Origin of the sequence: Actinomycetospora straminea, assembly GCF_028737255.1 — a bacterium.
GTDB lineage: Bacteria > Actinomycetota > Actinomycetes > Mycobacteriales > Pseudonocardiaceae > Actinomycetospora > Actinomycetospora straminea.
Genome location: NZ_JAQZAN010000013.1, coordinates 64,671 through 89,671, shown reverse-complemented (window position 1 = coordinate 89,671; position 25,001 = coordinate 64,671). Strand labels below are relative to the sequence as shown.

General features: G+C 76.2%; 29 protein-coding genes. 13 read left to right on the top strand and 16 right to left on the bottom strand.

What is annotated here, in order from left to right; translation table 11 throughout:
• Nucleotides 1-89: 89 nt before the first annotated feature.
• Both PH190_RS18225 and PH190_RS18220 read right to left on the bottom strand, forming a co-directional pair.
• Complete coding sequence (locus PH190_RS18225; RefSeq protein ID WP_274232944.1) at nucleotides 90-1,487, bottom strand: amidase family protein; 1,398 nt, start codon at nucleotides 1,485-1,487, stop codon at nucleotides 90-92.
• A gap of 11 nt (nucleotides 1,488-1,498) precedes the next feature.
• On the bottom strand, nucleotides 1,499-2,101 hold the full coding sequence (locus PH190_RS18220; protein WP_274232943.1) for a TetR/AcrR family transcriptional regulator: 603 nt from the start codon (nucleotides 2,099-2,101) through the stop codon (nucleotides 1,499-1,501).
• Nucleotides 2,102-2,170: 69 nt separating this feature from the next.
• Here PH190_RS18220 and PH190_RS18215 point away from each other — a divergent pair, with 69 nt between their 5' ends.
• Nucleotides 2,171-2,575, top strand: a complete 405-nt coding sequence (locus tag PH190_RS18215) for a RidA family protein (protein WP_274232942.1) — start codon at nucleotides 2,171-2,173, stop codon at nucleotides 2,573-2,575.
• Between the two features lie 71 nt (nucleotides 2,576-2,646).
• Here the strand turns inward: PH190_RS18215 and PH190_RS18210 are convergent, their stop codons facing one another.
• Nucleotides 2,647-3,480: an alpha/beta fold hydrolase gene (locus PH190_RS18210; RefSeq protein WP_274232941.1), complete on the bottom strand. Its 834-nt coding sequence runs from the start codon at nucleotides 3,478-3,480 to the stop codon at nucleotides 2,647-2,649.
• Nucleotides 3,481-3,578: 98 nt separating this feature from the next.
• On the opposite strand from PH190_RS18210, the gene PH190_RS18205 reads away from it, so the two are divergent.
• Nucleotides 3,579-4,445 carry an NmrA family NAD(P)-binding protein gene (locus tag PH190_RS18205; protein WP_274232940.1) on the top strand — a complete coding sequence of 289 codons (867 nt, stop codon included), beginning with the start codon at nucleotides 3,579-3,581 and terminating at the stop codon, nucleotides 4,443-4,445.
• Nucleotides 4,446-4,776: 331 nt separating this feature from the next.
• Here PH190_RS18205 and PH190_RS18200 read toward each other — a convergent pair whose 3' ends face one another.
• Entirely contained in the window at nucleotides 4,777-5,097 is a 321-nt protein-coding gene (locus PH190_RS18200; protein WP_274232939.1) for an ATP-binding protein, read from the bottom strand.
• Between the two features lie 242 nt (nucleotides 5,098-5,339).
• Between PH190_RS18200 and PH190_RS18195 the strand changes: the two genes are divergently transcribed.
• Nucleotides 5,340-5,705: a nuclear transport factor 2 family protein gene (locus PH190_RS18195; protein WP_274232938.1), complete on the top strand. Its 366-nt coding sequence runs from the start codon at nucleotides 5,340-5,342 to the stop codon at nucleotides 5,703-5,705.
• 32 nt (nucleotides 5,706-5,737) lie between these two features.
• On the top strand, nucleotides 5,738-6,235 hold the full coding sequence (locus PH190_RS18190) for a hypothetical protein (RefSeq protein ID WP_274232937.1): 498 nt from the start codon (nucleotides 5,738-5,740) through the stop codon (nucleotides 6,233-6,235).
• Here PH190_RS18190 and PH190_RS18185 read toward each other — a convergent pair.
• Nucleotides 6,232-7,626 (bottom strand): MFS transporter, encoded by a 1,395-nt coding sequence (locus tag PH190_RS18185; RefSeq protein WP_274232936.1) that lies wholly within the window; start codon nucleotides 7,624-7,626, stop codon nucleotides 6,232-6,234. The two genes, PH190_RS18190 and PH190_RS18185, sit on opposite strands and share 4 nt — an antisense overlap.
• 7 nt (nucleotides 7,627-7,633) lie before the next feature.
• Nucleotides 7,634-7,984 carry a DUF3099 domain-containing protein gene (locus tag PH190_RS18180; protein ID WP_274232935.1) on the bottom strand — a complete coding sequence of 117 codons (351 nt, stop codon included), beginning with the start codon at nucleotides 7,982-7,984 and terminating at the stop codon, nucleotides 7,634-7,636.
• 270 nt (nucleotides 7,985-8,254) lie between these two features.
• On the opposite strand from PH190_RS18180, the gene PH190_RS18175 reads away from it, so the two are divergent.
• Nucleotides 8,255-8,893 carry a LysE family translocator gene (locus tag PH190_RS18175; protein ID WP_274232934.1) on the top strand — a complete coding sequence of 213 codons (639 nt, stop codon included), beginning with the start codon at nucleotides 8,255-8,257 and terminating at the stop codon, nucleotides 8,891-8,893.
• A gap of 3 nt (nucleotides 8,894-8,896) precedes the next feature.
• Here PH190_RS18175 and PH190_RS18170 read toward each other — a convergent pair whose 3' ends face one another.
• The 3 genes from PH190_RS18170 to PH190_RS18160 form a co-directional block, all read right to left on the bottom strand.
• Nucleotides 8,897-9,652 carry a group II truncated hemoglobin gene (locus PH190_RS18170; RefSeq protein WP_274232933.1) on the bottom strand — a complete coding sequence of 252 codons (756 nt, stop codon included), beginning with the start codon at nucleotides 9,650-9,652 and terminating at the stop codon, nucleotides 8,897-8,899.
• Between the two features lie 94 nt (nucleotides 9,653-9,746).
• A complete protein-coding gene (locus PH190_RS18165) occupies nucleotides 9,747-10,901 on the bottom strand; it encodes a TetR/AcrR family transcriptional regulator (RefSeq protein WP_274232932.1) in 1,155 nt (384 codons plus the stop codon).
• Entirely contained in the window at nucleotides 10,898-11,686 is a 789-nt protein-coding gene (locus PH190_RS18160; protein ID WP_274232931.1) for an enoyl-CoA hydratase-related protein, read from the bottom strand. Before PH190_RS18160 ends, PH190_RS18165 begins: the two co-directional genes overlap by 4 nt.
• Before the next feature lie 175 nt (nucleotides 11,687-11,861).
• Here PH190_RS18160 and PH190_RS18155 point away from each other — a divergent pair, with 175 nt between their 5' ends.
• From PH190_RS18155 to PH190_RS18145, 3 genes are all read left to right on the top strand, one after another.
• The gene (locus tag PH190_RS18155; RefSeq protein WP_274232930.1) at nucleotides 11,862-13,409 is read left to right on the top strand and encodes an acyl-CoA synthetase; all 1,548 of its coding nucleotides are present in this window, start codon (nucleotides 11,862-11,864) and stop codon (nucleotides 13,407-13,409) included.
• Between the two features lie 187 nt (nucleotides 13,410-13,596).
• Nucleotides 13,597-13,938, top strand: a complete 342-nt coding sequence (locus tag PH190_RS18150) for a hypothetical protein (RefSeq protein ID WP_274232929.1) — start codon at nucleotides 13,597-13,599, stop codon at nucleotides 13,936-13,938.
• Between the two features lie 101 nt (nucleotides 13,939-14,039).
• Nucleotides 14,040-15,080, top strand: a complete 1,041-nt coding sequence (locus PH190_RS18145) for an oxygenase MpaB family protein (protein ID WP_274232928.1) — start codon at nucleotides 14,040-14,042, stop codon at nucleotides 15,078-15,080.
• A 3-nt stretch (nucleotides 15,081-15,083) separates the two neighbouring features.
• Here the strand turns inward: PH190_RS18145 and PH190_RS18140 are convergent, their stop codons facing one another.
• Both PH190_RS18140 and PH190_RS18135 read right to left on the bottom strand, forming a co-directional pair.
• The gene (locus PH190_RS18140) at nucleotides 15,084-16,361 is read right to left on the bottom strand and encodes an RNA polymerase sigma factor (protein WP_274233053.1); all 1,278 of its coding nucleotides are present in this window, start codon (nucleotides 16,359-16,361) and stop codon (nucleotides 15,084-15,086) included.
• Between the two features lie 48 nt (nucleotides 16,362-16,409).
• Nucleotides 16,410-16,829 (bottom strand): YciI family protein, encoded by a 420-nt coding sequence (locus tag PH190_RS18135; RefSeq protein ID WP_274232927.1) that lies wholly within the window; start codon nucleotides 16,827-16,829, stop codon nucleotides 16,410-16,412.
• Nucleotides 16,830-17,086: 257 nt separating this feature from the next.
• On the opposite strand from PH190_RS18135, the gene PH190_RS18130 reads away from it, so the two are divergent.
• From PH190_RS18130 to PH190_RS30845, 4 genes are read left to right on the top strand one after another with little or no spacing between them, the layout of a single operon-like run.
• Nucleotides 17,087-18,964, top strand: coding sequence for a SpoIIE family protein phosphatase (locus tag PH190_RS18130; RefSeq protein ID WP_274232926.1), 1,878 nt, complete (start codon nucleotides 17,087-17,089; stop codon nucleotides 18,962-18,964).
• A complete protein-coding gene (locus PH190_RS18125; RefSeq protein ID WP_274232925.1) occupies nucleotides 18,964-19,305 on the top strand; it encodes an STAS domain-containing protein in 342 nt (113 codons plus the stop codon). Before PH190_RS18130 ends, PH190_RS18125 begins: the two co-directional genes overlap by 1 nt.
• 2 nt (nucleotides 19,306-19,307) lie before the next feature.
• Nucleotides 19,308-20,255, top strand: a complete 948-nt coding sequence (locus tag PH190_RS18120) for an ATP-binding protein (protein ID WP_274233052.1) — start codon at nucleotides 19,308-19,310, stop codon at nucleotides 20,253-20,255.
• A gap of 31 nt (nucleotides 20,256-20,286) precedes the next feature.
• Nucleotides 20,287-20,541, top strand: a complete 255-nt coding sequence (locus PH190_RS30845) for a hypothetical protein (RefSeq protein WP_420791670.1) — start codon at nucleotides 20,287-20,289, stop codon at nucleotides 20,539-20,541.
• 49 nt (nucleotides 20,542-20,590) lie between these two features.
• Here the strand turns inward: PH190_RS30845 and PH190_RS18110 are convergent, their stop codons facing one another.
• The 3 genes from PH190_RS18110 to PH190_RS18100 all read right to left on the bottom strand — a co-directional run bounded on the left by PH190_RS18110 (nucleotide 20,591) and on the right by PH190_RS18100 (nucleotide 22,732).
• Nucleotides 20,591-20,896 carry a hypothetical protein gene (locus PH190_RS18110; protein WP_274232924.1) on the bottom strand — a complete coding sequence of 102 codons (306 nt, stop codon included), beginning with the start codon at nucleotides 20,894-20,896 and terminating at the stop codon, nucleotides 20,591-20,593.
• Nucleotides 20,897-21,050: 154 nt separating this feature from the next.
• Entirely contained in the window at nucleotides 21,051-21,743 is a 693-nt protein-coding gene (locus tag PH190_RS18105; RefSeq protein ID WP_274232923.1) for a thermonuclease family protein, read from the bottom strand.
• A gap of 59 nt (nucleotides 21,744-21,802) precedes the next feature.
• Nucleotides 21,803-22,732 carry a tetratricopeptide repeat protein gene (locus PH190_RS18100; protein WP_274232922.1) on the bottom strand — a complete coding sequence of 310 codons (930 nt, stop codon included), beginning with the start codon at nucleotides 22,730-22,732 and terminating at the stop codon, nucleotides 21,803-21,805.
• Between the two features lie 126 nt (nucleotides 22,733-22,858).
• Between PH190_RS18100 and PH190_RS18095 the strand changes: the two genes are divergently transcribed.
• Nucleotides 22,859-23,362 carry a bile acid:sodium symporter family protein gene (locus tag PH190_RS18095; protein ID WP_274232921.1) on the top strand — a complete coding sequence of 168 codons (504 nt, stop codon included), beginning with the start codon at nucleotides 22,859-22,861 and terminating at the stop codon, nucleotides 23,360-23,362.
• Between the two features lie 76 nt (nucleotides 23,363-23,438).
• Here PH190_RS18095 and PH190_RS18090 read toward each other — a convergent pair whose 3' ends face one another.
• Nucleotides 23,439-24,632 (bottom strand): RNA polymerase sigma factor, encoded by a 1,194-nt coding sequence (locus tag PH190_RS18090; RefSeq protein WP_274232920.1) that lies wholly within the window; start codon nucleotides 24,630-24,632, stop codon nucleotides 23,439-23,441.
• Nucleotides 24,633-24,639: 7 nt separating this feature from the next.
• On the bottom strand, nucleotides 24,640-24,987 hold the full coding sequence (locus tag PH190_RS18085) for a YciI family protein (RefSeq protein WP_274232919.1): 348 nt from the start codon (nucleotides 24,985-24,987) through the stop codon (nucleotides 24,640-24,642).
• Nucleotides 24,988-25,001: the final 14 nt, after the last annotated feature.

Below are 25,001 nucleotides of genomic sequence, written 5' to 3'. Positions count from 1 at the left end.
CTGGACCCCGGGGCGGAGGGCGGGCCCCGCGCTCGGGCGGCGCCCGCGGCTCGACGGACCGGGCCGGGACTACCCGGCGTCCGACGGACTCACCCGTGATCCGCGCCCTGCCCGTCCGGACCCGCCGGGAGGTCCGCGGTGGGCGCCGTCCCGTCCTCCACCACGCGCTCCACCTGCGCCGCGAGCGACACCAGCCGCGCGTCCTGCCCGGGCGGGACGAGGCACTGGACGGCGAGCGGGAGCCCCGCGCGGGTGTGCCCGACCGGCACCACGGCGGCCGGGAGCCCGAGGTGGTTCGCCGCTGGCGTGTGCGCGTAGTGCCGGGCGAGCGCGAGCATCGTCGGCAGCCCGCGCCGGCCCGCCCACCGCCCGACGGGCGCGGCCGGGCCGCGCGCCGGCGGGGTGAGCAGGACGTCGACGCCGAGGTCGGCGTGGACCCGCCGTCCGAGTGCCTCGCCCTGGCGGCGCGCCCGGTCGATCGCGGCGTCCGGGATGCGGCGCCCGATGGCCGCGACCTCGCGGGTGCGGGCCTCGAGCAGCGCCGGGTCGTCGACCTCGCCGGCGGCCGTCGCCAGGCCGTGCAGCATGCGCGCGACGAACCCGGCGGGCGCGGCGCCGTAGCGCACGCGCACGTCGCGGACGTCGTGGCCGAGGTCGGCGAGCGCGTCGGCGGTGCGGCGCACGGCGGCGGCGAGCTCGGGGTCGAGGGGCAGCGCGGGGGCCACGGGCGAGGCGAGGTCGACGCCGATGCGCAGCACCGGCGGCTCCTGGTCGGCGGCGGCCGCGAGCGGGGTGGGGAAGTCGCCGAGCAGGTCGAGGTAGGTCGCGGAGTCGACGACGCGGCGCGTCAGGCAGCCCTGGACCGACAGGCCGTTCCACCCGCCGCCGAGGGTGCGTCCCGCGCCCGGCTTGATCCCGACGAGCCCGCAGCAGGCCGCCGGGATGCGGATCGAGCCGGCTCCGTCGCTGGCGGTCGCGATCCCGACCGCGCCGCCCGCGACCGCCGCGGCCGACCCGCCCGACGAGCCGCCGGAGGTGCGGGTCGGGTCGACCGGGTTGCGGGTGACGCCGAAGCGCTCGGACTCGGTGAACCCGTAGAGCGCGAGCTCGGGCAGCGTCGTGCGCCCGATCGGCACCAGGCCCGCCGCGTGCAGCGTCGTCACCACGGTGCCGTCGGCGGCGGCCGGGGTGGTGCGCGCCCGCGTGCCCCAGGACGTCACGTGGCCGGCGGCGTCGAGGTCGTCCTTGAGCGCGATCGGCACCCCGAGCAGCGGGCCGTCCTCGCCGGCGGCGCGGCGCCGGTCGGCCTCGACCGCCGCGGTGTGGGCGGCGTCCTCGTCGAGCTCGGCGAAGGCGTTGACGCGTGCGTCGAGGGCCCGCGCGGCCCGCAGCGCCGCCTCCGCGAGCGCCACGGCGCTCACCGACCCGGCGCGCAGCGCGGCGGCCTGGGCGAGCGGGGTCTGCGCGACGAGGGCGGCGGCGTCCACGGCTCGGGAACCTAGCCCGACCAGCCCGCCCGCACCGACGCCGCGCAGCGTGCGGGGTCGTCGCCGGCGGCCGCGACGATCGCGGTGATGATCGGCGGGGCGTGCTCGGCGAGGGCCGCGCGGGGCAGGACGTCGGAGATCACGAGCAGGATCAGCCCGTGCCCCGCGGCCCACTGGCGGGTGGCGACGGCGAGCGGGTCGGCGTCGATCCGCCCGGCGTCGCGGGCCCGGGCCGCGGTGTCGACGAGCACCGTGAACGCCGCCCCGGCCGCCTCCGGGTCGGGCAGGTCGGCGGCCGCGTCGAACATGGCGCGGTAGAGCGCCGGGTGGGTGAGGGCGTGGGCGGCGTACGCGGCGCCGAGGGCGGCGAGGTCACGCACCGGGTCGTCGGTCGGCGCGACGTCGGCCAGCCGGGCGGCGAGGCGCCCGAACCCCTCCTGGCGGACCGCCGCCCAGAGCCCCGCGATGCCGTCGAAGTGGGTGTACACCGCCATCGTCGACGTCCCGGCCCGGGTGGCGAGCGCGCGCAGGGTCACCGGCTCGCGGGCGACGAGCATAGCGGCCGCCTGCTCGACCAGGGCGGTGCGCACGGCGGGATCGGGCGGGCGGGGCACTTGCCGAGTGTCCCATAACCCTGTTATACCTAGCGAGTCATAACAGCGTTATCGCGCCCGGAGGACACCGTGACCGTCGAGCTGCTCAACCCGCCCGGCCTGCCCGCGCCCGAGGTCTACCGCCAGGTCGCCGTCGCCACCGGCTCGCGCACCGTCTACCTGTCCGGCCAGGTCGCGCGCACCGCCGACGGCACGCCGGTCGGCCCCGGCGACCTCGCCGCCCAGACCGAGCAGGCGTACCGCAACGTCGCCACCGGCCTCGCCGCCGTCGGGGCCACGTTCGCCGACGTCGCGAAGATGACCGTCTACGTCGTCGACCTGACGCCGGAGAAGATGGGCGCGTTCGGCGAGGGCGCGATGCGCGCGGCCGCCGACCTCGGCCAGGCGACGCCGGCCATCACGCTGATCGGGGTCACCGCGCTCGGCGAGCCCGACCTCCTCGTCGAGGTCGAGGCGACGGCCGTCCTCCCGTGAGGTGCGCTCCGCGCAGGTGAGCAGAAAGAAGTGCTGGAGCACTTCTTTCTGCTCACGAGCCCGCAGGGCACCTAGCCCACGAACTCCAGCAGGGCGCGGTTGAACTCCTCGGCGTGGGTGGCGTTGAGGCCGTGCGGGCCGCCCTCGACGACGACGGTGCGCGCGTCCTTCACGGCCTCGGCGGTGCGCCGGCCCGACACCTCGAACGGCACGATCGCGTCCGAGTCACCGTGGATCACCAGCGTCGGGACGTCGATCGTCGCGAGGTCGTCACGGAAGTCGGTGTAGCTGAAGGCCTTGATGCACTCCAGCGTGCCCTGCGGCGACGCGAACTCGGCGATCGCGCGGTGGTAGAGGCGCGACGGCTCGCTGATGAGGTCGGTGCGGTCGCCGGCGGCGAAGAAGTTCGTGACGAAGCCGTCGAGGAACGCGACGCGGTCGCCGGTGACGCCGTCGAGGAAGCCCTGGATCGTGGCGTCGTCGAGGCCGCCGTCGGGGTTGTCGTCGGTCTTGTACAGGTAGGGCGGCACGGCGGCGGCGAACACGGCCTGCGCGACCCGCTCGCTGCCGTAGCGGCCGAGGTAGCGCGCGACCTCGCCGCCACCCATGGAGAAGCCGACCAGCGTGACGTCGCGCAGGTCGAGGTGACGCAGCAGGGCGTCGAGGTCGGCGGCGAAGGTGTCGTAGTCGTAGCCGGTCCACGGCTGCGACGACGAGCCGAAGCCCCGGCGGTCGTAGGTCACGACGCGGTGACCGGCGTCGACGAGGGCCGGCACCTGCTTCTCCCACGAGCGACCGGACAGCGGCCAGCCGTGGATCAGCACGATCGGGCGCCCCGCGCCGTGGTCCTCGTAGTAGAGGTCGACCGGGCTGCCGTTCTCGTTCGCGACGGTGAGCGTGGGCATCTCGCAGTCCTTCCATCGTGGGCGATGCAATCGGTCGCAACTGACCGACCGGCGAGTGCATTCCCGGCGCTGTCGGTCCCCTGCGCCAGGGTGGCGCCATGACCATCGCGATCACCACCCCGCGGGGGCACGTCGGGTCCCACGTGCTGCGGACGCTCGTGGCGGCCGGGGTCCGGCCGCGGGTGCTCCTGCGCGACCCGGCGGTGCTCGACCCCGCGTGGTCCGGGCACGTCGTCGCCGTGCGCTGCGACCAGGACGACGGCGAGGCCGTGGTCGCGGCGACCCGCGGGGTCGAGGCGCTGCTGTGGATCAGCCCGACGGCCCACGACGGCGATCCCGTCGCCGCCCATGCCCGGCGCGGCGCCCACGTGGCGCGCGCCGACGTGGAGAACGGCATCGCGCGCACCGTGTTCCAGTCGAGCATCGGGGCGGAGAAGCGCCACGGCGTCGGCGAGATCGACGGCCTCGCCCGCGTCGAGGAGGCCCTCGACGCCACCGGCGCCCCGGTGCTGCACCTGCGCCCCGGCTACTTCTTCTCCAACCTCGAGCTCGACGTCGACGGGCTGCGCGCGGGCGTCCTGCGGACGACGCTGCCGCTCGACCTGCCCCAGCCGTGGGTCGACCCGCGCGACATCGCCGAGGTCGCCGCCGCCCGCCTGCTCGCGCCGTGGACGACGGGCGGGGTGCAGGCCGTCCACGGCCCGCACGACCTCTCGTTCCGCCAGGTCGCGGAGGTCCTCACCGCGGTGCTCGGCCAGCCGGTGCGCGCCGAGCAGCAGACCGACGACGAGGTGCGCGCCGGACTGCGCGCGGTCGGCCTGGCGGAGGTCCAGGTCGAGGCGATCGTCGGGATGGCCGCGGGCACGCGCGAGGACTTCGTCCCCGAGCAGCCCCGCACCGCGCTGACGACCACGCCGGGCACCCTCGCCGGCTGGGCCCACGCGCACCTGCGGCCGCTCGTCTGACGCCGCCGTTCGTCGGCGCAGCTCGACCATCTGCCGCCGAGATGTCGCCGCCTGATCGATCCGGTCGCCCGCCACCGAGTCACACAGCCCGTGACCGCGTTCACTGGAGGTAGGCGCCCGGGCCGCCAGAGCGTCCGGGCCGCACAGGAAAGGGGGCAGACATGATCAAGAATCGGGAGCTGGCCCTCATCCCGGACTCGGCCCTGGGGCTCGTCGAGCCGCCGGCGGCCTCCCCCACGCCGCCCGCCCCGCGGTCGACACCGTCGCGCGGCACGCACACGCCACGGCCGACGGACCACCGTTCGACGTCGCGCGGCGTACGCGCGGGACGCTAGGAGGCCCGCGGCTCCGCGTGCCGCAGCGTCACCGTGGTGCCGCCCGGCCCGGGGTCGACGGTGTACCCGTCGACGAGCTCCTCGATCATCGCCAGACCCCGGCCCCGGTAGCTCGGCCGCTCGACCGGCGGGCGCCAGCGCCCGGAGTCGGACACGGTGACGACGAGGACGTGGGCATCGGCGGGGTCACGGCCGGCCACGAGGGACATGGTGCCGGGCTCGTCGCGGTCGGCGTAGGCGTGCTCGACGGCGTTCTCGAGCGCCTCGCTGACGGCCAGGGTGAGGTTGTCGACGGTGTCGTCGTCGTCGCCGAGCACACCCCGCGAAGCCAGCGACGCGCCGCGCGGCGCAGGCGTCCGACGTGCTCCGGGGCGGCGGGCGCCTCGAGCCGCAACGGGTCGTCGACCTCGGCCTGGACGCCGCCCTGGACGCCGGCCTGGACCCCGGCCACGGGCTCGCTCACGACGCCCCTCCCCCCGACGCTCCCGGCCCCTAGGGTGTGCCCCCGGGAGACCCGCAGCACGCCGTCGTCGATGTTCTACACGATCCTGGGGACCACGTGACCACCTTCCGCACCGCCGTCGAGAGCGGCGACATGGCCGCCGCCGTCGCGCTCCTCGCCGACGACGTGGAGTTCCACAGCCCCGTCGTGCACAGCCCCTACCGGGGCCGCGACGCCGTGGCGCCGATCCTGCACGCGGTCGCGACGGTGTTCGAGGACTTCCGCTACGTCGCGGAGATGGACGACGGCGACGACCACCTGCTCGTCTTCCGCGCGCACGTCGGCGACCGCGAGCTCGAGGGCATCGACCTGATCCACCACGACGCGAGCGGGGCGATCGACCGGCTGACCGTGATGATCCGGCCGCTGTCGGCGCTCCAGGCGGTGGCGGCGGCCATGCGGGAGCAGCTCACCGGGTCGTGACCGGCCCGGCCGCGCCGAGCAGACTGCGCGCCGTGGACGCCGCGTACGACGCCGAGCCGTGGTCCGACTTCGCCGCCGGCATGGCCGGGGCGGCCGCCGCGCTCGCGGGCCTGCTGTTCGTCGCCGTGTCGATCAACATCCAGACGATCCTCGCCGGCGGCATCGCCGGACGCGCCGCGCAGGCCCTCGTCCTGCTCGCGCTGCCGGTGTTCTTCTCGCTGGCGCTGCTGGTGCCCGGGCAGCCGGACGTCGCGCTGGCGGTCGAGCTGGTGCTGATCGCCGTGGTCGTCGCCCCCGGGCTGGCACGGCAGGCGCGGCCCAGGGCCCGGGCCCCGGAGCAGCCGGCCTCCTCCTGGGTCGCGACGACCGTGCTCCCGTCGGTGGTGGTCGTCGTCGCGCCGGTGCTCGCCGCGGTCGGGCTGCTCACCGGGTCGCTCGGGGGGCTCTACTGGCTCCCGGCCGCCGTGGCGCTCGCCCTGCTCGGCGGCCTGGTCAACGCCTGGGTGCTGCTCGTGGAGATCCTGCGCTAGCGCCCCACGCCGCGGGAGGCGGGGCGCGCGGTGAGCGCGCCCAGGACGGCCACGACCGCGAACGTGGCGAAGAGCCAGCGCCCGGAGGCGAGGGGGTCGGCGCCGCCCAGGGCGAGCCCCGCGCCGCCGAGCGCGGTGCCCACGGAGACGGCGAGCATCTGGACGGTGGTGACCGCGGCCGAGGCCTTGTCGGCCTCGCCCTCGTCCCGGTCGCCGGGGTCCGCCTCGGGCTCGGCGCCCCCGATCGCGGCGGCCGCGAGGTGCGGCCACGCGATGCCGATGCCGAGGCCGCCCACGACGAGCCCGACGGCCCACAGCACCACCGCGACCGGGCCGTCGACGGTGAGCAGCGTGACCGCGACCAGCACGGTGCCGCCGGCCAGCAGCGCGGGCCCGACGAGGACCCGGGGACGCGGGCGGCGCGCGGACGCGCTGACCATCTCGCCGAGCACCCAGCCCGCGCCCAGCGCGACGCCGAGGAAGCCGGCGGCGACCGGCGCGAGGCCCGCGACCTGCTGCCCGACCAGCGGCACGAACGCCTCGAGCCCGGAGACGCCGACGAGCACCGCGCTCAGCCCGTAGATCCAGCGCAGCGGCGAGCCGGGCCGGAAGGTGGCGCGCGGGAGGACCGCCGCGCTCGCCCGCCGCTCGTGGAGGACGAACCCCACCAGCAGCACGGCGGCGACGAGCAGCCCGAGGCCCGCGGCCAGCACGTCGGCGGCGAGGCCCGCGACGGACAGCACCGCCGCGGCCGCGCCGACCAGCAGCACCGAGCCGACCGGGAACGGCCCCGGCGCGGTCCTCGCCCGCGCGCGGTGCAGGGCCGCGGGCACGAGGGCGCCGATGGCCAGGCTGCCGACGACGAGCGCGCCGAACGCCCAGCGCCACAGCCCGACCTCGGCGAGCAGGCCACCGAGCCCGGGTCCGACGATCAGCGCGACACCCCACATCGCCGCGATCACCGCGCTGCCGCGCGTCCACAGCGTGCGGGGCAGGGCGATCCGGATGAGCGCGTAACCCATGCCCGCGAGCAGGCCGCCGCCCGCGCCCTGGACGACGCGGCCGAGCAGGAGGACCGCCATCGACGGGGCGACGGCGTCGACGAGCGCCCCGACCGCGAACACCGCGAGCGCGACGAGGTACGCGCGGCCCGGGGAGACGGTGGCGAGCACGCGGCTGGTCAGCGAGGACGCGACCACGGCCGCGAGCAGGAAGAGGGTGGTCGGCCAGGCGTAGAAGGCCTGGCCGCCGATCTCGGCGACAGCGGAGGGCAGCAGGCTCGCGGTCACGTAGGTGTCGATCGCGAACATGAGCGTGCCGCCCGCGAGCACCGCGACCGCGCCGCGGTGCTCGCGCGCGAGCAGCTGCGCCCAGGAGCCCGCCTCGCCCACGATCGGGTCAGGCCGCCCGGTCGGAGGGCATGTCGATGACCTGCCCGGCCTCGAGTGCCCGGGTCTCGCGGGTCTCGAGGACGCGGTCGCTGCGGTAGCGCGCGACCTTCTCGGCCTTGCGCGGCGGGCCGTCGTTGGCGATGAGCACGGCCACCCAGGGCAGCGGCACCGACAGGGCGACGAGCACCGCGGCGGCGATCGTCCACCCGAACCCGATGGCGAGCACCCCGGCGACGACGAGGCAGGGGATGCGCAGAGACATGATCGTGGAGTAGCGGCGCTTGCGGGCCGCGAACTCCTCCGCGGGGGAGACGGCCGCACCGGTGATCAGGACTGGACTGCTCGCGTGACGTCGCACGACGCCTCCTCCCCGGACCCCGATGTCCGGAACGCGGTCCCGCTCGCGTCGATCTCGGCGCGGTCTCGGACCGGCATCTCGTTCAACACCGCGGGTCCCCACGCACATCCGGTCGACCCCCTCCGCGGCCGGTGGCCCCGATCACGGGGTGCGCTGCGCGCAGGTGAGCAGAAACGAGTGCTGGAGCACTCGTTTCTGCTCACGAGCCCGGAGGGCACCGGCTCCGGAAACCGGCTGGACCGGGCGGCCCGGGGCGGCGAGGCTGCCGCCGTGCCCGATCGCCTGCTCGCCTTCGTCGTCGCCTGCGTGATCGTCATCGTCATCCCGGGCCCGAGCGTGGTGTTCGCGGTGGGCCGCGCGCTCGCGGCCGGCCGGCGGCGCGCCCTGTGCTCGGTGCTCGGCAACGCGCTGGGCATCGGGCTCCAGGTGCTCGCCGTCGGCGTCGGGCTCGGGGCGGTGATCGAGCGCTCGGCCCTCGCGTTCACCGTCGTCAAGTTCGCCGGCGCGGCCTACCTCGTCGTCCTCGGGGTCGGCGCGATCCGCCACCGGCACGGCACCGCGGCCGCCCTCGCGACGCCCGGCGCGGTCCGGGCCCTGCCCGGCTGGTGGCGCTCGACCCTCGACGGCCTCGTCGTCGGGCTGCTCAACCCCAAGAGCGCGCTCTTCCTCGTCGCGTTCCTGCCGCAGTTCGTCGACCCGGCGCAGCCGGCGCTCCCGCAGATCGTCGTGCTCGGCGTGGTCATGACCTCGATCGGGCTGACGTTCGACAGCGCCTGGGCGCTCGGCGCCGGCACGGCCCGCGCGTGGTTCGCCCGGTCGCCGCGGCGGCTCTCGGTGCTCGGCGGGGCGGGCGGCGTCGCGATGATCGGGCTCGGCGCCGGCCTCGCGACGACGTCGCGGGCGGCCTGAGGATCAGGCCTGGTCCAGCCACCGCGCGAGGACGTCGACGCGCTCGGCCGCCCAGGCCCCGTCGCACGGCATCGAGCCGTCGCGCAGCCGCGCGAGGATGGCGGTGCCGTGGCGGCGGACGTCGCCGGCGTCCCAGAGGTCGAAGGCCGAGCGCATCGACGCCCGGTCGCGCCGGCGGAACAGGCCCTTGACGTGCCGGTCGAACTCCAGGGCCTCCCCCGGGACCGGCTCCTCCGCCGCGGGCTCGGGGTCGGGCACGGCGCTCGGGCGCGACGACGGCCGGGCCGCCGGGGTGGCGTTGCAGACCCACCACCACCGGGGCACGGGCATGCCCTCGGGCGGGACGGCGCCCTCGCCCGAGTTCTCCACCGCGATCCGTGAGCCCCACTCCAGGTAGGCCACGAACGCCGCACGGAACTCGGGGTCCTGCGGCAGGTCGGCGTCGTCGGCGCTGCGCGCGAGCAGCGCCACCCACCGGGCGCGCTGCTCCATCGTCAGGTGCTTGGCGAGGTGCTGGGAGATCATCCGGGCGTAGCCGCCGTAGCGCTGCGAGTAGAGCTCCGGGCCGCCGAAGACCTCGGAGAGCCAGGCCGCGACCCGCTCGGGGTGGTCGGCCTCCATGCCGGCGAACAGCGGCCCGAGCAGCGGGTCCGCCGGGACGTGGCGCTCGTAGAACTGCGTGGTCATCCGCAGCAGCGCCGGGTAGCCGCCGGCCCAGTCGTAGAGGGTGGGCTCGTCGTCGAGGTCGGGTGTGGTCACGGCTCCCCCTGCCTGTGATGACACCGTTGCGACGACCATCACAGCACCCCGCGGGCCGGACCACACGCCCTTTCTGCGCGGGGCGGACACGGGCTCACCCCGCCGCCCCCAGCACCGCCCCCGCCAGCGCCGCCGTCCGCGCCCGGGCGCCGGGCACGACCGCGAGGTGGTGCACGCGTCCCAGGCCGTTGACCAGCGCGAGCGCGGCGTGGACGAGCACCCGCGCCTCGTCCGCCGGCAGGTCCGGGCGCGCGGCGACCAGCAGCGCGACCCACTCGGCGAGGTAGGCGCGCTGCGAGCGGCGGAGGTCGTCACGGTGGGGCGCGGGCAGGTGGATGGTCTGCGAGACGAGCACGCTGATCAGCTCGGGGTTCTCGGCGACGAAGGACGTGTAGTCGGTGGCGAGGCGCGCGAGGGCGTGGCCGGCGTCGTCGGCCCCCGCGAGGGCGTGGTGCAGGCCGAGCCACAGCACCTCGTTGCCGCGGTGCAGGGCGGCGAGCAGCAGGTCGGTCTTGGTGGCGAAGTACCGGTAGACGCTCGGGCCGGCGATCCCGGCCGCCGCGCCGATGTCGCCGAGCCCCACCGCCGGGTAGCCCTGCTCCCCGAACAGCCGCGTGGCCGCGGCGAGCAGCGCCTCGCGGCGGGACGCGGGCACGAGGCCGGCGGGGCGCACCGGCGCCGCGGGCGCGCCGATCGTCGGCGGCAGGGACGTCGTCAGCACCGCGCGGGCGGCGCCCGCCAGGAGCGCGCCGAAGCGGTCGCCGTCGAGGACCCAGCGGTGGTGCGACGGGCTGTCCAGCACCGCGAGCGCCGCCCACGACCGCAGGTCCGCCGCGTCGGTGGGGGCGGGCGCGGCGACCGCCAGCACCCCGGCCACCCCTCGCAGGCGGTGGCGGATCGCGCGGCTCGCCTCGGCGGGCAGGTGCCCGGACTCGCGCTCCCACAGCAGGCCGAACTCGCGGCGCTCCAGGGCCAGCGCCGCGAGGCCGTCGACGAGGTCGCCGTCGGGAGCCGTGGCGGACTCGGCGACCAGGCCCTCGATCCGCGTGAGGTGCTCGTCGAGGATCGCGAGCAGCAGCTCCTGCTTGCCGCGCACGTGCCGGTAGAGCGCGCTCGGGGCGATGCCGACCGCCGTCGCCACGTCCGCCATCCCGACCCGGTGATAGCCCTCCGACCAGAACCGGGCCGCGGCGGCGGCGAGGATCTGCGCGCGCCGGTCCCGCGGCCGCCGGCGCACCGGCGCGGTCACGGGTCGCCGCCCACGGACCGCGGCGCGAAGCGGGGTGCGCGGCGCTCGAGGAACGCGGCGATGCCCTCGGCGCAGTCCGGCCCCCGGACGAGCTCGACGAGCGTGCGGGACTCGGCCGCCGCCGCGGTCTCGGGGTCGGCCGGGGCGGCGCGCAGCAGGGCCCGCGTCGCCGCGACCGCGGCCGGCGAGGTGCGCCGCGCGACCTCGCCGGCCCACTCCCGCGCCGCGGGCAGCACGTCGTCGGGCGGGTGGACGGCGCCGAGGAACCCCGCGGCGAGGGCCTCCGGCGCCTCGACGAGCCGGCCGGAGAGCAGCCAGTCGGCCGCTCGGCCCGGGCCCACGACGCGCGGGAGGTGGTGGGTGGAGGCGCCCTCGGGCGAGACGCCGAGGCGCGTGAACGGGAACCCGACGCGCGTCCCGGTCGCGGCGAGGCGCAGGTCGGCGCCGAGCGCGACGGTCGCTCCCCCGCCGACGGCGTCGCCGGTCAGCGCCGCGACCACGGGGACGTCGAGCCGCCCCATCGCCGCGGTGACCCGCCCCGCGGGCTCGCGGTAGCCGGGCCGGTCGCCGCCGTCGGCGTCGACGAGGCGCCCCAGCGCGTCCGGCCCGTCGGAGAGGTCGGCGCCGACGCTGAACACCCCGCCGGCCCCGGTGAGCACGACCGCCCGCACCTCCGGGTCCCGGCCGCACGCCTCCAGCGCGGCGACGAGGGCGTCGGCGAACCCGGGCGTGAGCGCGTTGCGGGGCGACCGGTCGAGCACGAGCACCGCGACACCGTCGGACACCTCACGGTGGACCGTCCCGTCGTGAACGACCGTTCGCACCGGCCCGACCTCCCCTGCCGAGGTACCGCTGGAGCACCGCGAACCGGACACTTCCGTCGCCCGGAGTGACGTGCTTCACTGACGGTCGAGCTAATCACGGTTCACATCGTGCGACAACCGAGCCAGGAGCGAGGCCGTGGAGATCACCCAGGCGCTGCACCGCGCGGCGCAGCAGACGCCCGACCTGCCCGCGACGATCGCCGGCGAGCGCGTGCGGACCTGGACCGAGTGCCGCGACCGCGTGGCCCGGCTGGCGGCCGCGCTGCAGGAGCTCGGCGTCGGGGCCGGCGACCGGGTGGCCATGCTCTCGCTGAACTCCGACCGCTTCCACGAGTACCTGTTCGCCGTGCCGTGGGCCGGGGGCGTCGTCACCCCGGTGAACATCCGCTGGAGCCCGGCGGAGATCGCGTTCTCGCTGGAGGACGCGGGCGCGGCGGTCCTGGTCGTCGACGACGCGTTCGTGCCGGCGGTGCCCGCGATCCGCGAGGCGGCGCCGGTGGTGCGGACGGTGGTCTACGCCGGCGACGGCGCGGTGCCCGACGGGATGCTGGGCTTCGAGGACCTGGTCGCCGGCCACGAGCCGGTCGAGGACGCCCGCCGCGGCGGCGCCGAGCCCTACGGCATCTACTACACCGGCGGCACGACGGGCACGCCCAAGGGCGTCGTCCTGAGCCACGCGAACCTCCTCGCGTCGGCGCTCGGGAGCACCGCGGCGGGGTCGTTCATGACGCCGGGCGGGCGCTACCTGCACGCGGCGCCGATGTTCCACCTGGCGGACGGCGCGGCGTGGGGCGCGCGCAACGTCGTCGGCGGCACCCACGTGATCGTTCCGATGTTCACCCCGGCCGGCGTCGCGGCGGCCATCGCGGAGCACGAGGTCACCGACGTCCTGCTCGTGCCGACCATGATCCAGATGCTGGTCGACGCCCCGGAGGCCGCCGACGCCGACCTCACGAGCCTGCGCCACCTGCTCTACGGCGCCTCGCCGATCTCCGAGGCCGTGCTCGAGCGCGCCGCGAAGCGCCTGCCGGCCGCCGAGTTCACGCAGGCCTACGGGATGACCGAGCTGTCGCCGGTCGCGACCCTGCTCCAGCCCGCCGACCACGCCGTCGACCACCTCCGGCGCTCGGCCGGGCGCGCGGCGCCGCACGCGGAGGTGCGGATCGTCGACGAGGAGGACCGCGAGGTTCTGCGCGGCACGGTCGGCGAGATCGTCTCGCGCGGCCCGCACGTCATGCTCGGCTACTGGAACCGCCCCGAGGAGACCGCGACCGCCCTGCGCGGCGGCTGGATGCACACCGGCGACGGCGGGCGCATGGACGAGCAGGGCTACGTCTACGTCGTCGACCGGATCAAGGACATGATCGTCTCGGGCGGCGAGAACGTGTACTCGGTCGAGGTCGAGAACGCCCTGGCCAAGCACCCCGACGTCGCGTCCTGCGCGGTGATCGGGGTGCCCGACGACGAGTGGGGCGAGCGCGTGCACGCGGTGGTCGTGCCGGCGGCCGGCGCCACCCCGTCGGTCGACGCGCTGCGCGAGCACGTCAAGGGCCTCATCGCGGGCTACAAGGCCCCGCGCTCGGTGGAGTTCCGCGACGCCCTGCCCATCTCCGGTGCCGGGAAGATCCTCAAGCGCGACCTGCGCGCCGAGCACTGGTCCGTGAGCGACCGCGGGGTCTCCTGAGGGCCCCGGTGCGGGAGATCAGGAGGACGCCACGCACCTCGCGCGGCTCCGTGCGGGGCCTCGGGTCCTGCTGATCTCCGCCCCGTGACCTGCCGCACCGTCCGCCGAGGAGGTCCGGACGCCCGGCCGCCGCGCCGCCGGGGTGGCGCGCTTGCGACCACCGGGCCGTCCCACCAGGCTCGACGCCGTGAGCGAGAACGCGACCCACCTGGAGCTCGACGACCTCGGCGTGGCCGCCGCCCTCCCGCGGCCGTCGGGCGGGGACCAGATCCAGGGCGTCCCCTACCGCCCCGTCCAGTTCCTCGACGACGACCTGCCGAGCGCCCTCGAGCGCTCCGCGAGATGGCTGCGCGAGGTCGAGCAGTGGCTCGGCGAGCCCCTCGACGTCATCGCCGTGCACCTCGACTACGACGACGCCAAGGGCTCGCCGTACTACGACCTGAAGATCCTCTGCAACGAGGAGGACCTGGCCGGCGTGCCGATCGCCCTGCGCGAGCGCGACGAGCGGACACCGTCCCGCCCGGCCTGATCACCCGACGCGGTGGCCGCACGCATCTTTCGCGGACACGACGTATCCCCTACCTCTGGTAACTGTTACCTTCCGTCGCAGGTTGACGGAGGGAGTCCGCGATGGGTGTCGTGCGGCCACGGCGCACGGAGGCGCAGCACGCCGACCACGGGTTCTTCGGACCCGGGTCGGTGACGTGGAAGGTGTGGTCGTACCCAACCTCGCTCGCGCTGGGCTTCCTGCGCGCCGTGGTCGTCGAGGAGCTCGACCCGTTCCTGCTGGCCTCGGTGGAGCAGTCCGGGCAGGTCGTCGCCCGTCCGCGGCTGCGCTACGACCGGACGATGCAGTACTTCGCGACGATCAAGTTCGGCGACACCGCGTCCGTGCTGGCGGCCGCGGACACGCTGATGAAGATCCACGCGCGGGCCGTCGGCACCGACCCGGTCACCGGACGGCAGTACGACGCCAACGACCCCGACTCCCAGCTGTGGATCCACCTCACGGCGTGGCACTCGATCCTCTACACCTACGAGGTGTTCGGACCGGGCAAGCTCCCCGCCGCCGAGGAGGCGCAGTACTGGGAGGAGTGCGCGCGGGCCGCGGAGTTCCAGACGATCGACCCGGCCGACGTCCCGCGCACCCGCGACGGCATCCGCGCGTACTTCGCGTCCTACCGCCCGCGTCTCATCGCGTCCGAGAACGCCCAGCGGATGATGGACTTCCTGCTCGACGCCGACGCGATCGTGCTGCCACCCGAGCTCCCGGCGCCGCTGCGGCGGCTGTTCACCGCGGTGACCCGCCGGGCCGTCGTGGCCACGCTGCCCCGGTGGATGCGCCGCCTCGGCGGCACGCCGCAGCCGCGGGTCGTCGACGCCCTCGCGATCGCCGTGACGCGGCCGGTCATCCGCCTCGTCGCGTGCAGCACCGCGCTGCAGCTCGCCGTGCTGCGTGCGGCCTCGCCCCGCACGGTGCCGGTGCTCGAGCCGGTGCTGCGCGGCACGCCCGCGCGCCGGCCCGTCGTGTCGACCCCGGCCGAGGCCTACGCCGCGCACGGCCCGACGCCCCGCGAGCAGTACACCGCGCTGCTCGAGGCCCGCGCCCGCCGGCAGGGCCCGGAGCCCTACCCGGCGCGCCACCGCGAACCGCTGCTCGACTTCGCGTAGTCCTCAGGCGAGGTCGGCGATCTTGCGTCGCAGCAGGTCCCGCTCGCGCTCGTTGCCGCAGCGCTCGACGGCCAGCTCCAGCGCCCGGCGCGCCTCGTCCGGACGCCCGAGCCGGGTGAGCAGCTCGCCGCGCACGCTCGGCAGCAGGTGCGACGACGCGAGCGTCGGCGAGCCCTCGAGCTCGTCGACGATCGCGATCGCCGCGGCGGGCCCGCGGGTCATCGACACCGCCACCGCCCGGTTGAGGTCGACCACCGGCGACGGCGCGAGCCGCCCGAGGGCCTCGTAGAGCAGGACGATGCGCTCCCAGTCGGTCTCGCGCACCGACGGCGCGACCGCGTGGCACTCGGCGATCGCGGCCTGCAGACCGTAGGCGCCGAGACCCCGCCCGAGCCCCTCGGCGCGGGCGAGCGCGGCCCGGCCGCGACGGATCGCGGTGACGTCCCACCGCCGGCGGTCCTGGTGCTCGAGCAGCACCGGCGCGCCGTCCGGCCCGGTGCGCGCCGGGAACCGGGCCGCGGTCAGCTCGAGCAGGGCGACCAGGCCGTGCACGTCGGGCTCGTCGTCGACGAGCCGGGCCAGCACCCGCGCCAGGCGCTGCGCCTCGGCGGCGAGGTCGAGGCGGAGGAGGTCGTCGCCGGAGCTCGCCGTCGACCCCTCCGTGAAGACCAGGTAGATGACGTTGAGCACCGACCCCAGGCGCTCGGCGCGCTCCTCGGCCGGCGGCACCGCGAACGGCACGCGGGCCGCACCGAGGGTCTTCTTGGCCCGGGTGATCCGCGCCTGGACCGTCGCGGTGGGGACGAGGAACGCCCGCGCGATCTCGTCGCTGGTCAGCCCGCCGACCACCCGCAGCGTCAGCGCCACCCGCGCCTCGCGGGAGAGCACCGGGTGGCACGAGGTGAAGATCAGCGCGAGCACGTCGTCGTCGATCCGGTCCGGGTCCCACAGGACGTCGTCCGGGTCGTCGGCGGGGCCGGCCCCGGTGACCGCGCCGCCCTCGCCCAACTGGTGGGCGAGGGCGGCGTAGCGCTCGTCGCGCGCCGAGCGCCGGCGGAACGCGTCGATGGCGCGCCGCCGGCCGACCGTGAGCAGCCACCCCGCGGGCTCGCGCGGCACCCCGTCGCGCGGCCAGCTCACGAGGGCCTCCGCGAGCGCCTCCTGGGCGAGGTCCTCGGCGAGGGCGAAGTCGCCGGTGTAGCGGGCGAGCGCACCGACGATCCGCGCCGACTCGATGCGCCAGACCGCGGCGACGGCGTCACGGCCGGTCGGGTCGGCCACCGTGATCACCGTGGTCACCGTGATCTCCGAGGTTCCCGCCGTCCCCGCTCACAGCTGCCCCGTCGCCTCGCGCCACGCGCGCTCCTTCTGGATCCACGGGTTGTCCTGCGGGAACTCGTCGATCGACGAGACGCGGCGGATCTCGGTCTTGAACCCGGGACCCGTCCCGGGCGCGCGCTTGGCCCACTCGACGGCCTCCTCGCGCGAGGCCACGTCGAGCAGGTAGAAGCCGCCGAAGAGCTCCTTGGTCTCGCCGTAGGGGCCGTCGGTGACCACCGGCGGCTCCGAGCCGTGGTCGACGACGACCGTCTCGGCCGGGTCCTCGAGGCCCTCCGCGGCGAGCAGGACGCCGGCCCGGAGCATCTCCTCCTGGAACCGGCCCATGAGCTCGATCATCTCGTCCATGCTCACGTCCGCCATCGCGGCGTAGGCCTCGTCGGTCGCCCGCATGATCAGCATGTACTTCACGGTCGTCTCCCCTGGGTTCTCGGGTCCCGCAGCGGACCCTGGCAGCCACAGGTCGAGCCGCGGTCCGCCGGATCGACACGACGCCGGGAAATTCTCGACGACTCCCACTTCACCTTCCGTCACCGCTTCGCCCCTTGCGTCGGGGATCAGCTCGGCCGCTAGGGTCACCGAGGTGACGGGGACCACGCAGGACCCACGGCGAGTAGCCGGGGGCCGCGTGCTCCGCGTCGCGACCCGGCTCCCGCGCGGGGCCCGCGGTGGGTGACGCGCCGGTCCGCACGCCCCGGCCGCGACGCCGTGCCGGCGCGGCCGAGACCGCCGAGGCCCTCGCCCGCTCCCGGGCGGCCGGCTTCCAGCAGCTGACCGAGCAGCTCTCCCGCGCCCTCACCCCCGCCGACATCGGCCGGCTCACCGCGACGACGGCCGCCGCGTTCATCGGCGCGGACGGGTGCGCCGCCTACGCCCGCCGCGACGGCGAGGACGTGCTGGAGGCGCTGCACGTCAGCGGGTTCCCCGGCGACCTGCCGCGGCGCTTCGCCCGGGTCTCCCTGCACCGCGGCCGGCCGATGTCGGACGCGGTGCTCTCCGGCGAGCCGGTCTGGCTCGAGGACGCCGGGCAGTGGCACGCGCGGTACCCGGAGATGGCGCCGTACGGGGTGTCCGAGGGCCACGAGGCCACCGCCTGCCTGCCGCTGCGCGTCGAGGACCGCGACCTCGGCGCCGTCGTCTTCAGCTTCTACCGGCCCCGGCCGTTCGACCACGACGAGCGCGAGTTCCTCCTCGCCGTCGCCGCGCTGTGCGCCCAGGCCCTCGACCGCGCGCACCTCTACGCCGCCGAGCACGAGGCCCGCGCCGCCGCCGAGCGCGAGCGCGACCGCATGGCGTTCCTGGCGCGGGCGAGCCGGCTGATGGAGGCCCCGCTGTCGGTGGAGGAGCGCCTGCGCCAGTTCGCGGACCTCGCCGTGCCCGCGATCGCCGACTGGTCGGCCGTGCACCTCGTGCGCGGGTCGCGGGTCGAGAAGGTCGCCGTGGCGCACCCCGACCCCGCGAAGCTCGAGCTCGTCGAGGAGCTCGAGCGCCGCTACCCGCGCACCGCCGACGAGCACGACAGCGCCGTCGACGTCGCCCGCTCCGGCGTGCCGGTCGTGCTGCCGGAGGTCCCCGACGAGCTGCTCACCGCCGCCGCGGTCGACGCGACCCACCTCGAGCTGATCCGGGGCCTCGGGATGCGCTCGGTGATCGTCGTGCCGCTGGTGGTGCGCGGGCGCAGCCTCGGCGCGCTGACCCTGGTGCACGCGGAGTCCGGCGAGCGGTTCGGCGTCGAGGACCTGACGTTCGTCGGCCAGCTCGCCGCCACCGCCGCGGTCGCCCTCGACAACGCCGCGCTCTACGAGCAGCAGCGCCTCGTCGCGCGCACCCTGCAGAGCGCGCTGCTGCCGGGCGAGCTGCCGACCGTGCCCGGGGTGTCGTGCGCCGGGCGCTACCGCCCGCCGAGCCCGGACCTCACCGAGGTCTTCGTGGGCGGCGACCTCTACGACGTCCACGAGGACCCCGAGCGCGGCCGCTGGGCGCTGACCGTCGCCGACGTCTGCGGCAAGGGTCCGGAGGCGGCCGCGCTGACCGCGCTCGTCCGGCACACGATCGCCGCGGAGGTGCGCCACGGCCTGGGGCCGGCGGCGGTGCTGCAGCGGCTCAACGCCGCGATGCGCCGCCAGCAGGGCGACACGCGCGCCCGCTTCGCCACCGTCGCCCACGGTGCGCTGACGGTCGACCCCGACGGCGTGACGATCACGCTGGTCAACGGCGGGCACCCGCCGGGGCTCGTGCTGCGCGGCGACCGGGTGGCGTGGGTCGACGTGCCCGGCACGCTGGTCGGCGTCTACCCCGACATCGACCTCACCGAGACCGAGGTGCGGCTCGCGCCCGGCGACCTCCTGCTGCTCTACACCGACGGCGTCACCGAGGCCCGCGGTCGCGACGGCTTCTTCGGTCCCGAGCGGCTGGCCGACCTCGTCGCGTCGTTCGCCGGCGCGTCGGCCGACGAGGTCGTCGACGGCGTCCTCGCGGCCGTCTCCGACTTCCAGGACGGTCGTCTGCGCGACGACGTGGCGTTGCTCGCGGTGACGGCGCAGTGATGACCGACTCCGGGGCGCTGCTGCGCGTCGACCGCACGTCCCACCCGGACCGCACCGAGCTCGCGCTGCACGGCGAGCTCGACAACGACACGCTGCCGATCGCGCAGGACCAGGTGGCCGCGGCCGAGGCGGACGATCCGCCGTGCCTCGTCCTGGACCTGACACGGCTCGAGTACGTCGACTCCTGCGGGGTGCGCCTCGTGCTGCTCGCCCAACACGGCGCCGGGGAGGCGGGCCGGCGGCTCGCCGTGCGGCTCGGGCACGGGCGGACGCGGCGGATGTTCGACGTCCTCGGGATCACGGGCCGCCTCGAGGTCCTCGACGCCGACGAGGCACCGTGACCATGACCCCGAAGCGCTCCGCCCCGCCGACGGAGGCGCCCGACCCCTTCCGCCACGTCGGCGTCGTGTACCGCGACGACGAGGAGCTCATCGCCACGCTCGCGCCGCTGCTCGACGCCGCGCGGGTCCGGGGCGACGCGGTGTGGGTCGCCGACGACCGCGTCCGCACCCTCGTCCAGGACTACCTCGGGGCGGACGACGGCGTCGTCGCCGACGACCCCGCCCGGCCCTACAGCTGGAGCGGGCAGACGACGGCCTCGCGCCGGGCCGAGGGGCTGCGGGCGCTGGCCGAGGACGACCGCGGCGCGCTCCTCGTCGGCGACCGCACCACGGCGGGATCCGCGGACGCCTGGAGCGTCGTCGACGCCAGCACCAACATCGCCATGGCCGGCCTGCCCGCGACCGTCGTCTGCCTCAGCGACGCCGCCACGACCTCGGACGACGCCGACCGCTACCTCGCCTGGAACCACGCCGAGGTGTTCACCGGCGCCGCCACCACCCCCAACACGCGGTACCGGACCCCGCAGGACGTGCTCGCCTCGGTACCCGCGCCGCCCGCGCCCGCCCTCGGACCCGCCGACCTCGCCACGACGTTCGCGGGTGTCGCCGCGCTGCGGGAGGTCCGCCGCGCGGCGAAGGCGCAGGCCCGCGAGGCCGGACTGGACGAGGAGCAGGTCGAGGGCTGCGTCATGGCCGTCGGCGAGCTCGCGAGCAACAGCATCGAGCACGGCCCCGGGTCGGGGACGGTGTCGTGGTGGACGCGGCCGGGCCGGGTCGTCGCGCAGATCGACGACATCGGGCACATGAGCACGACGACGCCCGGGCTGCGCCGCCCGGAGGTGCGCTCGGTGCGCGGCCGGGGGGTCTGGCTCGCCCGGCAGCTCTCGGACGTGTTGCACCTGTGGACCGGGGCGGACGGGACCCACGTCCGGGTGGAACTGGGGAATTAGTTCCGAGAACCTCCCACCCACGACGCCCGTCGTGCGGTCTCCTCTGCGGGCGGTCGTCGAGTTCACGGCGAGCGCGCCCCCGCCCCGGCCGGTGCCGGGCTACACGCCCCGCGCCAGCAAGGAGACCGAAGTGATCATCCTCGGCGTCATCCTCATCATCCTGGGCTACGTGCTCGGGATCTCCATCCTCTACACGATCGGCGCGATCCTGCTCGTCGTCGGCCTCGTGCTCACCCTCCTGGGGGCCGCCGGTCGCGGCGTGGGTGGTCGCAAGACGTACTTCTGACGCTCGCCGTACCGACGCCGGCGTCCCCTCCGCGGGGGCGCCGGCGTCGTCACGTCCGGGCCGGGAGCACCCCGAGCGGCGGCGTCCACCCCGGCCGCGCCGCGGCCGCGCGGTGCGCCGACTCCCGGCGGCGCGGCGCCGGCACCACCGGGTGCTGCGGGACGGGCGCCGGCCAGGCGACGGGCGGCGCGACGGGTGCGGGCGGCGGGTAGCCCCACGGCGTCCAGGTCGGGGCCTCGCCCCGCCAGCCGGCCGCGATCGCGACGGCGTGCTGCCGGGCGGCGGAGGCCCACGGCTCGCCGAGCTCGCCGATGTCGGCCAGGCCGGCCGGGGCCGGCGGGGTCCGGTGCTGCATGTGCCTCTGACGGTCCGCGGGCCCGGAGATGTTCCGGCTGATCAGGTGACGTTCCGCCCCGGTGCTCATGGGCACGACCGTCACAGGCTCGTGGGCGCGCGGCGTCCGTACTCCTACCCGGATCCGCCGACGACCGCGGGCCAGGCCGGGTCGGTCAGCACCACCACTTGCGTGCGCAGTAGCCGCCGGTGAGCGCGCCGTCGGGCAGGCCGCGGTCGTCGTCGTCCTCGATCTCCACCTCGTCGTCGCTGCCGCTGCTGCTGCTGGTCGTCGTCGGCGTGCCGGCGCAGCGCCGCTCGCCCTGGTCGGAGGCGCGGAGCCCGGCCAGGTACTCCGGGGTGGCGTCGTTGCGGCCCTCGTAGACCCCGACCGTCGGGTAGATGATCAGCAGCTCGCCCAGGTCCGAGCCGCCCGGTGAGGTCTCGACGCGCCGCAGCAGGCGCCCGTTGCCGTCGCGGTCGCGGGCGCCGTCGGCGATCAGCCGCACCTGCCCGCTGCTGACGAAGCCCTCGAGCAGGTCCTTGGCCTCGCGCCCGCCGCGGGTGCCCATCTCGCAGGCGTCGATCCCGAGCAGCCGGACCCGCTCGCCACCCGCGACCTCGATCGTGTCGCCGTCGACGACGTCGATGACCGTGGCGGTGTCGCCCGCCGGCGTGCTCGACGTGATGGGAGCGGCCGTGGACGTCGGCGGCTGGGTGGTCGTCGTGGTGGTGGTGGTGGTGGTCGTCGCCGTGACCGAGCTCGACGAGGCCGGGGTGGGCGTCGACGTCCCGGAGGCGAGGTCCACGGCCGCGACCAGGACGACCACCCCCGCGGCGATCCCCAGCCAGACGTGCGCCTGCCGCACCGTGCCCCCCGAGTCCGCGTCGATCGTGTGCTGACGGATCGCCGCCCGCGACCGGCGCGTTACCAGTCGTCCTCCTCCTCGTCGCAGCCCTGCTCGAGGCGGCGCGCGCCCTCGTCCACCAGGTCGCGGTGGAGATCCCGGAGCAGCCGGGCCTGCTCGGCCTCGGCGTCGTCGCCCTCGGCGAGCCGGCTGATCCAGTGGTGGGCGAACACCGGGTCCGCGTCCGCCACAGCGATCTGCGCGAGCCGCAGCCCGATGCGCCGGTCCCACGTGCCCGGCGCGCGCCCGGCCGCCTCGAAGTGCCCGCGCGCCCGGTCGAGGTCACCGCGGCCGAACGCGATCTCGCCGCGGATCGCCTGCTCCCAGGCGCGCTGGTCGGCGGCGCCGGGGCGGTGCGGCGCCGCGCGGAAGCCGGCGAGCTCGCGCTCGGCGCCGTCGAGGTCGTCGGCGCGCAGGCGTTCCTCGGCGAGGCGCAGCAGACCCTCCCCGGTCCGCGAGCGCCGGAAGGCCGCGGCCGCGCCCTCGTGGTCGCCGTCCCGCTCGAGGAGGCGTCCGAGCAGCACCGACGCCTCGGCGATGCCGGCGAGGCTCGCCTGCTCGAGCAGCGGGAGCGCGTCGCCACGCCGTCCGCCCCGCACGTCGGCGCGGGCGGCGCGCCAGGCGCCGAGGGCGGCGAGGTCGGGGTCCGGGCCGGCGGCGGCCTGCGCCCACCAGCGCCGCGCGGGGCGGCCGTCGCGGTCCCAGGTGTCGATGTCGCCGAGCGCGAGCAGGGCGCGCTGGTCGGGCGCCGCGGCCTCGAACACGAGACGCAGCGCCTCCCGGATCTCGGGGTCGGTGGCCCAGACGGCGAGCAGCAGGGCGGCGATCCGTACCCGCGTCGCGGTGAAGCCCACCGGGTCGCCCGCGTGCGGGGCCTCGCGCCCGAGCAGGCGGGCCACGCTCAGCGCGTCGCGGCGCGCGAGCTGCTGGTCGAGGTCGTCCATCGGCACGGGCCCATCGTCGGCCGACGACGGTCGGCCCGCGACGCCTTTACCGCCCCGGCCCTTGTCCGCCTCGTCCGGATGGCCCGAGCATCTCCCCCGACGACACCGCCGTCGCTGCGCCCGGGAGGCCCGATGGACACCGCGCTGGTCACCGTGGGCCTGCCCCTCGCGCTCGCGGTCGTCATGTTCGGGCTCGGCCTCTCGCTGACCGTCGGCGACTTCGCCCGCATCGGCCGCGAGCCCCGCGCCGTGGCGGTCGCGCTCGTCACCCAGATCGTGCTGCTGCCCGCGGTGGCCGTCGCGCTGGTGCTCGCCCTCGGGCTCGCGCCGGTGCTGGCCGTCGGCATGCTGCTGCTCGCCGCGTCGCCCGGCGGCACGACGGCGAACCTCTTCAGCCACCTCTTCCGCGGCGACGTCGCCCTCAACATCACCCTCACCGCGGTGAACTCGGTGCTCGCCGGCGTGACCCACTGGCCGCGGGGTTCGCGGTGCCGCGGCTGTTCGGCGTCGGGTACCGGCAGGCGGTGGCCTCGGCGTTCGAGGTCGGTATCCACAACAGCACGCTGGCGATCACGGTGGCGCTCACGGTGCTCGGCGACGAGCGGCTCGCGGTGCCGGCGGCGGTGTACGGCGTGATCATGTTCCCGCTCGCCGCCGCGGCCGGCTGGGTGCTCGCCCGCCGGGCCCCGACCCGGGAGCCGGTGGCCACCCCCTAGACCTCGAGCCGCGCCCGCCGGTCCTCGAGGAAGGCGCGCTCGGTGTCGTTCGTGGCCAGGGCGATCGCCTCGTCGTAGGCGGCCGCGGCCTCGACGGGGCGGTCGAGGCGAGTCAGCAGGTCGGCGCGGGTGGCGGGGAGCAGGTGGTAGTCCGGGAGGTCCAGCTCGTCGACGACCGCCAGCGCCAGCGCCGGCCCGTGCACCTCGGCGACCGCCACGGCCCGGTTGAGCGCGACCACCGGGGTCGGCTGGAGCTCGAACAGCTGGTCGTAGAGCGCGAGCACCTGCGTCCAGTCCGTCGCGGGGCCGTCGGTGTGCACGGCGTTGATGGCGGCCTGCAGCTGGTAGGGCCCGGGCCGGTCACGACGCAGGCACCGGCGCACGAGCTCGTGGCCCTCGGCGATGAGCTCCCGGTCCCACAGCGACCGGTCCTGCTCGGTGAGCACCACCAGCTCGCCCGACGGCCCCACCCGGGCCGGCCGCCGCGCCTCGACGAGCAGCAGCAGGGCCAGGAGGCCGGTGACCTCGGGCTCGTCAGGCATCAGCTCGGCCAGCGCCCGGGCCAGGCGGATCGCCTCGCGGCTGAGGTCGGTCCGCACCAGCTCGCCCGACGTCGCCGTGTAGCCCTCGTTGAAGACGAGGTAGAGCACGGCGAGCACCGGGGCCAGGCGGGCGGGGAGCTCCGGGGCCTCGGGTACGCGGTACGGGATGCCGGCGTCGCGGATCTTCTTCTTGGCGCGCACGATCCGCTGGGAGATCGTCGCCTCGGGCACCAGGTACGCCCGCGCGATCTCGGGCACCTCCAGCCCGGCGATCAGCCGCAGGGTCAGCGCGGTCTGCGCGAGCGGCGAGAGGGCCGGGTGGCAGCAGGTGAAGATCAGCCGGAGCTGGTCGTCGCGCACCGGTCCCACCTCCTCGTCGTCGGCCTGGTGCAGCAGCAGCGACTGCGCGTGTCGGGCCTCCCGTGTCGACTCGCGGCGCAGGCGGTCGATCGCCCGGTTCCGCGCGGTGGTCACGATCCACGCGCCCGGGTTCCTCGGCGGGTCGTCGCCCCACGTGTCGACCGCCGTCGCGAACGCGTCCTGGACGGCCTCCTCGGCGAGCCCGAGGTCGCCGAGCAGGCGCGTCAGCGTCGCCACGCACCGCCCGTACTCGGCCCGGTAGACCTCCGTGAGGTCGGTGCAGGTCATGCTGCCCTCAGGCGATGCCCTCGAAGGGGCGCACCTCGATCGGGACCCGGCAGGCCTCGGCGCACTTCTCGGCCCAGTGCAGCGCCTGGTCGAGGTCGTCGACCTCGATGACGTAGAACCCGCCGAGCTGCTCCTTCGTCTCGGCGAAGGGGCCGTCGGTGACGGTGGTGGCGCCGCTCTCCCGGCGCACCACCGTGGCGCTGTCGGACGGCGTGAGCCCGCCGCCGAACACCCACACCCCCGCCGCCTTCATCTCGTCGTTCACCGCGCCGACCCGCGCGAAGGTCGCCTCGAGCTCGTCGTCGGGGTACGGGAGCACGCTCTCGTCGATCCGGACACCCATCAGGTAGTGCACGTCTCGCTCCTCGG

What these genes read in the sequence shown, in the direction of transcription:
- PH190_RS18210 (WP_274232941.1), bottom strand. Translation starts at nt 3,480, where the DNA reads ATGCCCACGCTCACCGTCGCGAACGAGAACGGCAGCCCGGTCGACCTC.
- PH190_RS18205 (WP_274232940.1), top strand. Translation starts at nt 3,579, where the DNA reads ATGACCATCGCGATCACCACCCCGCGGGGGCACGTCGGGTCCCACGTG.
- PH190_RS18145 (WP_274232928.1), top strand. Translation starts at nt 14,040, where the DNA reads ATGGGTGTCGTGCGGCCACGGCGCACGGAGGCGCAGCACGCCGACCAC.
- PH190_RS18125 (WP_274232925.1), top strand. Translation starts at nt 18,964, where the DNA reads ATGACCGACTCCGGGGCGCTGCTGCGCGTCGACCGCACGTCCCACCCG.
- PH190_RS18120 (WP_274233052.1), top strand. Translation starts at nt 19,308, where the DNA reads ATGACCCCGAAGCGCTCCGCCCCGCCGACGGAGGCGCCCGACCCCTTC.
- PH190_RS18110 (WP_274232924.1), bottom strand. Translation starts at nt 20,896, where the DNA reads ATGCAGCACCGGACCCCGCCGGCCCCGGCCGGCCTGGCCGACATCGGC.
- PH190_RS18095 (WP_274232921.1), top strand. Translation starts at nt 22,859, where the DNA reads ATGGACACCGCGCTGGTCACCGTGGGCCTGCCCCTCGCGCTCGCGGTC.
- PH190_RS18090 (WP_274232920.1), bottom strand. Translation starts at nt 24,632, where the DNA reads ATGACCTGCACCGACCTCACGGAGGTCTACCGGGCCGAGTACGGGCGG.